Here is a 10,955-nt window from a genome sequence, read left to right as displayed (position 1 = left end):
CCTCTGAATGTCTTCCTTTTTGGAATTTTCAGGTCTGCATTACTGTTTATTTGTCAAAGTGCATCTGCCGTTTCCTCTGCGGCAGCCTGATCATAATACCACGCTTCCTCCGCTTTGTCAACTGCTTTTTTTATTTTTTTCATCTGGTTTTGTGAGATGAAATAAAGTAAATTCTTTGTTGCAATGAAATTTCCCTCAGCAACGAAAATGAGTATATCATCCTGTCATCCCGTTGTCAACACCAAATTTACTTTTTTTTACCCTTTTTTTACAAATTTTGTAACAGTTCAGCTATAAACTGTATGGCAGGCAACTCATGCTTGCATGAAGTTGCCTGCCATACAGCTTATAAGCGGAGCGCCCGATAATGAGCAAAGGCAGCTGCAAAGCAGCGAAAAAGCGCCTTGGCGCGGCTTTGCGAATGGCGCGGGCTGTACTGTTACAAAATTTTGTTACTGCAGCTGTATTGTGTAGCTTTCTGTCTCACTTCGCAGTCTGAGGGAAATGCTTGACACTGAGGAAAGCACTCCCTGATCCATTTCCGCTATCAGAACCACATCGGCGCTTTCACCCGCTGCGATGGTATCTCTGTAGGTAGACATATCATTCAGCAGCATGGTCATCAATGCGTTTCGTGTAGTGTCTCCGTTTACAGTTATCCTGTAAATAATATTTTCCTCCAGCAGATTCACCTCTACATCGCTTCCCGTCTGGTTTGCGATGGTAAATGCAAGCACAAGCAGGCTGTTGCCCTCCGAGGCCTCCAGCATAAAATATTCTGAGCCCTCGTTTTCATCCGGATAAACCTGGAAGGTATTGCATCCCTGATAGGTGACTGTCACTCCTTCCGGCAGTCCAAAAAACGCCTCCATACTGGCAGCCTCGTTGTTTTCCGGCACATTTGTTTCTGCGGCAGCCTCTGTTGTGGGTGTCTCTGCAGAAGAATCCGTCTCTGCGGCAGGAGCTTCTGTCTCCTGAGACTCTTCAGCAAGGGTCTCCGGCACCTCCACTGTGGACAAGTCTACCAGCCTGCTCCTGTTATTCGCGTCGTATTTCATCAGCGTTACCGCGGCATATTCCCCTATAGCCTCCTCCTGCTCAGGAGTCAGCTCCGGCATGCTGCTGCATCCGGTCAGCAAAAATATTACGGCGCCGGCCTGTGCAATTGCTCTTACGATTTTTTTTCTCATCATTTCTCCCGTCCGTCTCCTTTATTGAGGTATTTCCTCTTCCTTTTTTGGCGCATTTTGATCCAAAGCATTCTTTTTTTCCAGTATAATATAAATTCCTGAGATCACAAGCGCCATTACCCCCACTGAAAACAGCAGAATGGTTCTTTGCAGTGTGGGCGCTCCCATAAAATCATATAGGACAATTTTACCACAAACCAAAAGAGAAAGCACTAAGCCATATATCCTAACACTCTTTTTCTTTTCCACAAATCCTGCCGCCACGCCAACCAGCGCAATCAGCATCAATAAAATACTGTTTACCACTGAAGGCCCCAGTCTGACAATCAATGCCATATAAGTAAGAAACACCGCCGTTATCATGGACTTATTGCCAAAATTCATGCTGTATTTTTCATGGAAGGTAATTACAATGGTGGCAAGGCCAAATACAAGCATGCACAAATAGGTGACATAAGCATTTCGATACCCCGGCCAAAGAAGGCATAAAAAGCATACAATTTGTCCCGCAAGGGCAAGGGCATTAAACAAAATAATATTTTTCCCCCTCCATCTGCTTACATTGTTAAACAGCAGAATTCCACCAAAGAGCACTCCCACAAAAATAGGCAGCTTCAGCATGGCCGGCATCAAAAGCATCAAATAGAATGCCGTTGTATAGGTAGTCAATATCTGATAATAGGGGTGAAAGAAGCTGATGAATGGAACACTCACCAAAACTCCGGCCAGCAAAAGATTCCCGCACAGTAAATCCTCCGGGCCAGCAGGCATGGAGCGAAATGCCTGCGCCATGAGACTCACTGCCGTGGTCAGGATTACATCATTTACCTTCAGCAGGAAAACAGGCCGGAAGGCTGACAAAAGCTTTGCAATCACAAGCAGTGCAAGCCAGAATATCGGTCCCTGCACTCCCTCCAGAAACAAGGCCAGAATCATCAGCGTCAGATTTGCAAAGGTATAGATGCACCATTTTTCCTTATGTTTTAAAAGAAGCAGAAATCCTATCAGACATATAAGTGCAATTCCCAGCAAAACACCCCAGCAGAAAAACAGGCTCTCCCTGTCGTGCATTGCAATTTCAAAGCAGAAAATAGACAGATAAAGCACGCCGCTTATGCCGTAGGCTGCCTGCACTCCTTCCGTTTTCTGCCCGCGCCTTGCAGATGTCACAAGCAAAAGCTGCAGGACGAAAAGAGAGCTTAAAAGAAAGATAATCCTGGGCTCAGGCGCTATCTGGCACCACATGGCTCTCCAGATAAAAATCTGTGCAAAAACAGTGTTTGCCAGCATGTGCAGGATATTTACCCCCGTGCGGCAGTTATTTACGGGAAGGAACACACAAACGATGTTAGTAAGCAGGATCATACCGCAGACCACCAAAAACTCTGCATCCGTTATCCCCACTCCAATGGGAATAAAGCACAGATAGCAGGCAATCAGACCCAGTATCCTGTAAAATGCCGAATCCCGCTTTCTGCTCAAAAGCGCTACAAAAATCATAATTACAGCAGTAAGCAGCACAGCCATCCATCCCGGGAAATTATGCAGAACCAGATAGTTGAGCACCGTAGATAAAAACAGTCCGCTGATTCCCACCGCCGACAGCACACTGCCCAATATTTTCCACCTGCGGTAAATAAAAATTTCTGATATCAGCAAAAACAGAGCAGAAAAAGCGTACAGGCTCATTCCCCTCACAAATCCGTTCATATAATTGATTCCAGCCATCACAAGCGCCGCCAGAATAAAGGCTCCTCCCAGCACGCTCAAAAGCACTGCCCCGACGGCAAACTCTCCGCTTCCTCCAAGCATCTGTTTCTTTGGCTTTTCAATCTGCGCACTCTCCGGCACGGTATTGGCTGAAACATATTGATTGGATGGTACATATTGATTAGACGAGACATATTGATTGGCCGAAACATATGTATAGGAGCCAGACTTAGGCTGCTCCATTTTGTTTTGATACATCCGCAGGCTTCTCTCAAGTTCATCCAAAAGCAGGTCCGTTTGATATTTCTGCTGTATCACCCGCTGCATAAAATTTTGCAGATACGCTGTAAATTCCCGATCCTGAGACTGGGAAAGCAGCAGCCGGACCCGTTCCTCCAAGCTTTCCAGCTTTCCCCTTGCTTCATCCTTTTCCCTGATATCCATATTCCATCCTCATTCCTGTGTTTCTCTTTCTAAATAAACAAATTTGGGGAGACCTGCCTTCACAGGGCATAGCTTTCATATTTTGCCCGCTCCTGCCTGCTGCAGTTTACATGAAGCAAAATACCCCTTTCCGTATATTCCCGTTCCAAAACAGAAGCATTTTCCATTAAGCTGGAAACCACCGCTCCCTTATCGTACGGAATCAGAAACCTGCAGTCCTGATTATCCGCATACACTCTGCTCTGTATCATTTCTGCCAGTTCTTCAATTCCCCTGTTCCCTTTTGCTGAAATATAAATCTGATCCCCTCTTATCTGTGGCAGCTCTGCCTCCAAACGGCATTTATCCACTTTATTATACACCAAAATCTGTGGAATGTCTCCTGCTTCCAGTTCCCTTAGCGTTTTTTGCGTCACTTCTATCTGCTGTTTGTAATTCTCATCAGAAAAATCCACCACCTGCACCAGAAGGTCCGCATTCCTCACCTCCTCCAGGGTAGACCGGAATGCCTTCACCAATCCATGGGGAAGCTTGTGAATAAACCCCACTGTGTCTGCCAGCAAAAAGGGCCTGCCGTCCACATCAATACTGCGTACGCTTGTCTCCAAAGTAGCAAACAGCATATCCTTTTCCATCACTGTTTTCTGCGGGCATTCCCCATATTTTTCTACCATTCGGTTTAATATGGTGGATTTTCCTGCATTGGTGTACCCCACCAGGGCAACCTGTGGAATTTGGGAGTCCTTACGCCGCTTTCTCTGGGTCTGTCTGGATCTTTCCACCAGCTCCAGTTCCTTTTTCAGCTCACTGATACGATGTTCAATTTTTCTGCGGTCCAGCTCCAGCTTTTTCTCGCCGGTTCCCTTGCTGCTCATGCTGCCGCTGGCGCCGCCTTGTCTGCTCAACGCTTCATGGAGCCCTACAAGCCTGGGAAGCATATACTCAAGCTTTGCCATCTCCACCTGCAGCTTTGCCTCCCTGGTCTGCGCTCTCAGAGCAAAAATATCCAAAATCAGGTTCGTCCTGTCCAAAACCGGCAGCTCCAGTATGCCGGTGAGATTTCTCACCTGGGAGGGCGAAAGGGCATTATCAAAAATCACTTCCTCTGCTCCGCATTCTCCGGCAAAGTCTTTTACCTCTACAGCTTTTCCGCTTCCGATGTACAACGCCCTGTTTACGGTAAAAAGCCTTTGTGTGATGATTCCTGCCACCTCTTTGCAGGCGGCCTGGGCAAGATTTTTCAGTTCCTCCATGGAACGTTCAAAATCCTTCTCTTCTCCTGTGTCCACCCCCACTAAAAGCACCTTTTTCCAAGCTATGTCTCCTGTCTCTTCCCTCATAAACTTCCTTTCGTCTAATTTTCCTGCACCGTCTCAAGCTCAAACCAAAACAGTACGCCGTTTGTATAATTTTCAACGCCATACTTTTGGTTCATGGAATCCATTATTGCCTTCACAATGGAGAGTCCAACACCGCTCCCCCCATATTCCCGGGTTCTGGCCTTATCCACCTTATAAAATTTTTCCCATATGTGGTCAATGGAATCTGCCGGTATAGGCTCGCCAGTGTTAAAAACAGACACTCTCACCCGCCCATCCCCATTTTCCAGCTTAACGTCAATAATCTTATCTCCAGCGCAGTGATTTACCGCATTGGAAAAATAATTCATAAACACTTCCTCTGTCTTATACTCGTCCGCCCATACATAGACGGGCGCATAGTCCTTCATGCGAACCTCTATCCCGTTCTGCTTCGTAAGAATTCCAGCCGACTGAATATAATTTTTTAAAAGTGCTACAATGTCAAAGCGCTCCATGCTTACCACATCATTGCCGAATTCCAGCTGGTTCAGCGTCAGCAGCTTCTTCACCATATGATTCATCTTGGCGGCTTCGTCCATGATGACCTCGCAATAAAAATTTCTGCTGTCAGGATCGTCATTGATCCCCTCCTTCAGTCCCTCCGCATAGCCCTGAATCAGTGCAATCGGCGTTTTCAGCTCATGGGACACATTGGAAAGAAATTCCTTGCGCATCTCGTCAATTTTTTCTTTTTTCTCAATATCCTTCTGTAATTCATTGTTAGCCGTCTTTAACTCCGAAATGGACTCCTCCAGGCTGGCCGACAGCTTATTGATATTTTCCCCCAGCATATCGATTTCATTATTTGCCTTATCATGGTACTTTGCTTCAAAATCAAGGTGAACCATGCGCTCGGATATGCGGTTTAATTCCAGTATGGGCTTTGTCATTTTCCTGCATACAAACCAGATAATGACGCCTCCTGCAATGGTTCCAAGACATCCCACATAAGCAAAAAAGCGGTTTGCAATCTTTGCGCTCTCCTGAATGCTTTCCATAGGCGTACTTAAAATAAAGGAAATCCCCGTATCCAGTCTGCCATACATCTCTAAAGACTGATTACCCGCCGGGCCTGTTTTCTGAATGGTATAATCCTTCCCCTCCTCCAAAATCTGCAGATCTGCAGGCTGAAAGCCGAAAATGTAGCCGATCAGCTTATTTTCCAGATAGTCGCCTCCATTTTCGGAAAGATACCGGGTCTGGGAATTTACGTCGATAATCGCCACCGTTATACTGTACATTCGGCAGATATTGTCCAGTTCCTCCTGAAATACTTCAGAGCTGTAGGTATCGCTGCCTGTTACCTGGGCAATGGTGGTGTAAGCGTCATATATCACGTTTCGCTTTGTCCTGGTGTAATACTCTTCCAGGAAAATACTGTTAATGAGCCAGCACATCAATATGATGCCGGCCATTAATCCAATAAAAATCAATGCAAACTGTCTTCTGATCGATGGCCTCATAGCAGTATTATTCTTCCTCCAGCTTATAGCCCATTCCCCAGATAGTCTTTATCATATCGCCCTTTTCACCCATTTTGCTGCGCAGTTTTTTCACATGGGTATCAATCGTACGGGCATCGCCAAAATAGTCGTAATTCCAGACATTATTTAGAATTTTCTCTCTGGAAAGGGCAATTCCCTTGTTCTCGATAAAATAGGTCAAAAGCTCAAATTCCTTATAGCTTAATTCAACCGGCTTTCCATCTATCAACACCTGATGGGCAGCCTTGTCAATGGAAATGCCGCCGCAGCTTATAATTTCATCCCGGTTCAGCTGGTTTGTCCTGCGCAATATGGCCTCGATGCGGGCCACCAGTATTTTCGGGCTGAAGGGCTTTGAAATGTACTCATCCACGCCCAGCTGAAATCCCTGGAGTTCGTCCCGCTCGTCTGATTTAGCCGTCAGCATAATAATAGGTATCTTTGAGTAATTGCGGATTTCTCTGCACACCTGCCAGCCGTCCATCTTGGGCATCATCACATCCAGCACAATCAGCGCGATATCCTTCTGGTTAAAAAAAATCTCCACTGCCTCTTCGCCGTCTGCAGCCTCCAGCACTTCAAAATTACTTTTCACCAAAAAATCTCTCACCAGCTTACGCATTCTGCTTTCATCATCTACAACAAGAATTTTCAATCTATCTATTGCCATATCCGCTCCCGCCTTTCCAAAGCAGCAAATCTATTTCCGTTGTAAGTATCATACCGCAAATTTATGTCAAAAATGTGAAAACATCATTGCTCTTCTATCTCCAAGGCCCTTTCCCGCTCCCGCAGGGTCTGCTCCCTTTCCGTCAGCTCCTGTTCCCAGGACGCATACCGGTCTGTCAAAGCTCTTTCGTAATTCAGCACATTGGGATTGTCGCTGTCTAGTGTGATGGCAAACATCACGATGACCGTAATCAAAAGAAGGATATTCAGAATCACAGATATGGGAAACGCAGCCTGCTTCTTCTTTTTGGGCTTGGGAATCCGCAGTCTGTTTCTGGCCGGATTCTGTTTCTCCCTCAGTTCTCTGTCATAGGTATGCAGCAAGGGAATAGGAGACAGGCTATCCTTTGGTATCTCCGGCTGTTCCATCAGATAATCCTGCACCTTTTTCAAATAAGAAAGACCTGTGGGCGTAATAAAAATACGTTCCTGCACTGCTTTTTCGTATATCTGCCATATTTTTTCCGGATTGGAATAATCCATTCTTTCCTCCAGATAAGCAATCTTTTTCCGCTCCGTCTCCGCCAATTCGGCATCTTTTTTGCTGCAAAACAAAAAGCCGCCCGAAATCAATTCCCTTTCCTCTAGTGTCCTTTTTTCGTCCATCCTTTCACTCCCGACATTTTCCTCATCATATGGGTTTAATATAACATTATCTTCGGCAGATTTCAACAGGCTCCTTGCCTGCAGCGGCTGCTTCTTTTCCTGTTTAATCCTCTTTTCGCACTGTATAACTCCACGGAAAAACGGTTACCCTATTATGGTCAAAAACACATCAGAGATGGGCTAGACATGTATTTAGATTCTGCAGAATACATTTTAGTATAAGAAAATAAAAAAAGAGGGCATTCATGAAAGAATTTTGGAAATCAGAGGGGCTTGGAATCCTATTTACTGCCGCTTTAGGCTCTTTTGGGCACTTTGCATATGACCTTTCAAAGGAAAACATTCTTGTGGCTTTATTCTGCCCCGTAAATGAATCCACCTGGGAGCATTTAAAGCTTCTGTTCTTTCCTTTTTTGCTTTTTTCATTGCTGCGCCTGTTTTTCTCTGAAAAAAAATCCCCTGTTTTTGCCACCTCCATATTTTCAGGTGTGGCCGCAGGCCTTCTTTTTATTCCCGAAGCTTTTTATGCCCTTCTGCTTATGTTTGGATTCCACTCTCTCCCCACAGATATCGCAATCTTTTTACTTTCCGTGGTTTTTTCCTTCGCCGTCTGCTATCTGGTGCAATTTCGGAAAGCCCCCGGCTTTAAGGGCCTGAGCATCCTTTTCCTTCTGATCCTGACAGGCTTGTTTTTTATCTTCACCTTTGCGCCGCCTGACACACCGCTGTTTCAGAACCCGGTCACCAAAGGCTATGGCATCCAGGCGCTCTGATTTTTACTCCGGCAGCTTTGACCGCAGCTTCATCACTTCATTTTCTTCCTGCTCTATTTCATAAAGCTTCTTTGTGCAATGATTATATTGTGAAATCGCACGCAGTATTGCATTCAAATCCTCCGGTGAAAACATTCCCGCAGCTTTTGAAATATCACCGAAATTATTTACATTGACCCTTAAGCTGCCGCCGCTGGGAAGGCTGATTCTCAAAACCTCTTTTGGATCGTTCATATCTCCCAGGCAGATGGAATTTGTCCTGGGATCACACACAAAAACAACCCCGTTATACACAATCACCCCATTTTCTGCCAGGTATCCATAGGGACAATCTGTTTGTCTGTCCGCAAGTACTTTTGAAAAAGACGAATCTTCTTCGCTGTTTTCTGCTCTGCTTACAGCATTCTCCCGTCGTGCCGACTTTATTTCTTCTACATAAATCGGGTTCAATGCGTTATTCTTTATCATTATTGCTCCTTTCCGCAGTTGATCTGTAAACCACAGCTGCACTGCCTGCCATTACAGTTTCCAAATGTCATTTCAAGTCTTTATAGATACGATTGAATTTCTTAATCAGCTTCTTGCTGCCAGCAGCTCCGCCACCAATATAGGCATACTTTTTTTCAATCACAATATGTATATTATCCTTTACATCATCAGATGCTTTTTGGAATTTATGAAAGTCAATATCAAATACTGCGGGCGCCACTTCCAACGCCTTTTTCATTCTTTCTTCGCTTTGCTTGAAATAAACCTCCACATCCTTTGGCGATTCGCTCTTTAATTGAGGAGGCAAAGCGTACTCCCCCAGCAATTCCGGGGCATACTGGATAATGAAGGATGCCCTCATCTGATTGTACTCTTCTGCTGCTTCATCAGAAGCCTCAGCCACTTCCACAAACCCATATCTATTTACAATGTACTCCATCACTTCATCCATGCTGTGGCCTTCACATTTGAGCGTTTTCTCCACATAAAACCGCTTTGCCCTGTTTTTTAAGCGTCCCATTTTCTGTCTCAGCGTAAGCTTTGCATCCTTCTTAAGCACAAAAACTGATGTGGGGCCATCCGCTCCTCCTATAACCGAAACTGCACTCGCACTTTTTTTCATAGACATCCAAGCCCTTTCATTTTAAGTGAACTGCTCAACAGCAGTAAAATTGAATCTCTTCTCTCTTTCACATTATATGTGATTCTTTCCGAAGTTACAAGGAAGGAGTATTTAAATCAAGATGCCCCTCAGCTATACGTATGCTATTTCTGTTGGTTTCGTTTTCAAGTGTTAATTGTATGCTTTTACAGTCTCTGCAGAAATATCAAACGATGAGAAACTGATACCAGGTCTTAAAAATCCGGAAGCTCATGTAACCTATTGGCTTGCCTGCCTTGCTTCGGAGCAGAAGTCATACCGTTCTGTCTTTAATGCCATAAGAGGCAGGACAATTCAAAATAGGGGGAGCTGAGCATAAGCTCCCCCTGCGTTTTAGTGTGCCCGGCGGGTTTCATCCCACTCCTACATAAAATACTTACACTTTTCTAAATAGAATCGCTGTTCTTTTTCAAACAAACTAATTAATTTATTCAAAGATTTTTCTTCTCTATATTCTTTTAAAGACTCCAAATATTCATTTCTATTTGCATCTTCAATTACAACTGGTATGATACAATTTTTTAGACACTCCCTGAAAAGAATTAATCTGCCTGTTCTCCCATTCCCATCTTGAAAAGGGTGTATGCTTTCATATTTAGCATGAAACTCAGCCAATATAAAAATATTTACATTCTGTTCACAATACCAGTCTACAAGCAAGCACATTTCATGAGCGACATCTTCTGGTCTAACGGTTTTATACATACCAATCATATTAGGACGTTGCTTATAATCACCAATAGCATATCCATTCGCTCGATCCTCAAATACACCAGACTTTAATTCGTAATGAAATTGTTTAATCAATTCCTGTGACAATGGTTCATCTAATGTATCTAACATTTTGTTAAACATAAGAAAATGCCCATTCATTTCTTCAATATCTTTAGCTCTATAATAATCATCGGATTTTGGTAAAGTGCCGGTATCAAATAGTGAAGCTGTTTGTTCTTCTGTAAGTGTACTCCCCTCAATTTTATTTGAATTGTAGGCAAGTAAACGTTGTGTGTAAGCATATACACCTGATCTATCAAATTTATCTCTTTCTATTTTGAATCTTGATAAAAGAAAGTCTAAAAATTCTTTATTGTTATTACTCATAATCATTCTCCTCTCATATATTTACAAGTTAAGTTGGAAATAAAAGTAAACTTGATAAACCGTCTTTTATTGATATATATCCAATTTAAATGTCATATTGTTCTTTTCCTTCTCACAACAAAACAAACAAATATTTTTAATTTCTTTTTCTGCTTTCTAATTTATTGTCTATTTTATTTGGTTCTTGTATTACTGGAAAAGAACATATACAGTAAAAATACTATCAAACAATTTAAAAACCAAATTTAGCCTTTTAACAAAGCCAGAGAAGACAATTACTGCGATAATCATCTTCTCTGGCTTTGGCGAAAAATAATGATGAAAGTAAAAATGTATTACCCTTTAATTCAGCTCTTCAAGAAAGCCCCTTTCTATCAGTGTTTTTCGATGGAGTAGACGGGAGTCGA

General features: G+C 43.5%; 10 protein-coding genes. 1 reads left to right on the top strand and 9 read right to left on the bottom strand.

Going from position 1 to position 10,955, the window contains the following annotated elements; translation table 11 throughout:
* Positions 1-452 precede the first annotated feature (452 nt).
* The 6 genes from SHK35_RS13520 to SHK35_RS13495 form a co-directional block, all read right to left on the bottom strand.
* The gene (locus SHK35_RS13520) at positions 453-1,193 is read right to left on the bottom strand and encodes a hypothetical protein (protein WP_318710176.1); all 741 of its coding nucleotides are present in this window, start codon (positions 1,191-1,193) and stop codon (positions 453-455) included.
* Between the two features lie 18 nt (positions 1,194-1,211).
* The gene (locus SHK35_RS13515) at positions 1,212-3,344 is read right to left on the bottom strand and encodes a DUF2339 domain-containing protein (RefSeq protein WP_318710175.1); all 2,133 of its coding nucleotides are present in this window, start codon (positions 3,342-3,344) and stop codon (positions 1,212-1,214) included.
* A gap of 59 nt (positions 3,345-3,403) precedes the next feature.
* Positions 3,404-4,684 (bottom strand): GTPase HflX, encoded by a 1,281-nt coding sequence (hflX, locus tag SHK35_RS13510; protein WP_318710173.1) that lies wholly within the window; start codon positions 4,682-4,684, stop codon positions 3,404-3,406.
* 14 nt (positions 4,685-4,698) lie between these two features.
* The gene (locus SHK35_RS13505; RefSeq protein WP_318710172.1) at positions 4,699-6,168 is read right to left on the bottom strand and encodes a HAMP domain-containing sensor histidine kinase; all 1,470 of its coding nucleotides are present in this window, start codon (positions 6,166-6,168) and stop codon (positions 4,699-4,701) included.
* A gap of 7 nt (positions 6,169-6,175) precedes the next feature.
* Positions 6,176-6,853: a response regulator transcription factor gene (locus tag SHK35_RS13500; RefSeq protein ID WP_318705611.1), complete on the bottom strand. Its 678-nt coding sequence runs from the start codon at positions 6,851-6,853 to the stop codon at positions 6,176-6,178.
* Between the two features lie 89 nt (positions 6,854-6,942).
* Positions 6,943-7,524, bottom strand: a complete 582-nt coding sequence (locus SHK35_RS13495; RefSeq protein ID WP_318710170.1) for a hypothetical protein — start codon at positions 7,522-7,524, stop codon at positions 6,943-6,945.
* A 245-nt stretch (positions 7,525-7,769) separates the two neighbouring features.
* Between SHK35_RS13495 and SHK35_RS13490 the strand changes: the two genes are divergently transcribed.
* Positions 7,770-8,297 (top strand): DUF6512 family protein, encoded by a 528-nt coding sequence (locus tag SHK35_RS13490; protein ID WP_318710169.1) that lies wholly within the window; start codon positions 7,770-7,772, stop codon positions 8,295-8,297.
* Between the two features lie 3 nt (positions 8,298-8,300).
* On the opposite strand, the gene SHK35_RS13485 is transcribed toward SHK35_RS13490, so the two are convergent.
* The 3 genes from SHK35_RS13485 to SHK35_RS13475 form a co-directional block, all read right to left on the bottom strand.
* A complete protein-coding gene (locus SHK35_RS13485) occupies positions 8,301-8,765 on the bottom strand; it encodes a hypothetical protein (RefSeq protein WP_191409766.1) in 465 nt (154 codons plus the stop codon).
* Positions 8,766-8,832: 67 nt separating this feature from the next.
* Entirely contained in the window at positions 8,833-9,408 is a 576-nt protein-coding gene (locus SHK35_RS13480; RefSeq protein WP_191409768.1) for a hypothetical protein, read from the bottom strand.
* Between the two features lie 402 nt (positions 9,409-9,810).
* Positions 9,811-10,548 carry a Fic family protein gene (locus tag SHK35_RS13475; RefSeq protein WP_318710168.1) on the bottom strand — a complete coding sequence of 246 codons (738 nt, stop codon included), beginning with the start codon at positions 10,546-10,548 and terminating at the stop codon, positions 9,811-9,813.
* Positions 10,549-10,955 lie beyond the last annotated feature (407 nt).

The organism is Candidatus Acetatifactor stercoripullorum (assembly GCF_944382095.1).
Classification (GTDB): Bacteria; Bacillota; Clostridia; order Lachnospirales; family Lachnospiraceae; genus Acetatifactor; species Acetatifactor stercoripullorum.
The sequence above is the reverse complement of the archived record's forward strand: the minus strand, read 5'-3'. Positions and strand labels throughout refer to the sequence as shown.

Excerpts from the sequence above, each read along its gene's own strand:
- SHK35_RS13475 (WP_318710168.1), bottom strand. The coding sequence starts at position 10,548 with ATGAGTAATAACAATAAAGAATTTTTAGACTTTCTTTTATCAAGATTC.
- hflX (WP_318710173.1), bottom strand. The coding sequence starts at position 4,684 with ATGAGGGAAGAGACAGGAGACATAGCTTGGAAAAAGGTGCTTTTAGTG.
- SHK35_RS13495 (WP_318710170.1), bottom strand. The coding sequence starts at position 7,524 with ATGGACGAAAAAAGGACACTAGAGGAAAGGGAATTGATTTCGGGCGGC.
- SHK35_RS13480 (WP_191409768.1), bottom strand. The coding sequence starts at position 9,408 with ATGAAAAAAAGTGCGAGTGCAGTTTCGGTTATAGGAGGAGCGGATGGC.
- SHK35_RS13505 (WP_318710172.1), bottom strand. The coding sequence starts at position 6,168 with ATGAGGCCATCGATCAGAAGACAGTTTGCATTGATTTTTATTGGATTA.
- SHK35_RS13490 (WP_318710169.1), top strand. The coding sequence starts at position 7,770 with ATGAAAGAATTTTGGAAATCAGAGGGGCTTGGAATCCTATTTACTGCC.
- SHK35_RS13485 (WP_191409766.1), bottom strand. The coding sequence starts at position 8,765 with ATGATAAAGAATAACGCATTGAACCCGATTTATGTAGAAGAAATAAAG.
- SHK35_RS13520 (WP_318710176.1), bottom strand. The coding sequence starts at position 1,193 with ATGATGAGAAAAAAAATCGTAAGAGCAATTGCACAGGCCGGCGCCGTA.
- SHK35_RS13515 (WP_318710175.1), bottom strand. The coding sequence starts at position 3,344 with ATGGATATCAGGGAAAAGGATGAAGCAAGGGGAAAGCTGGAAAGCTTG.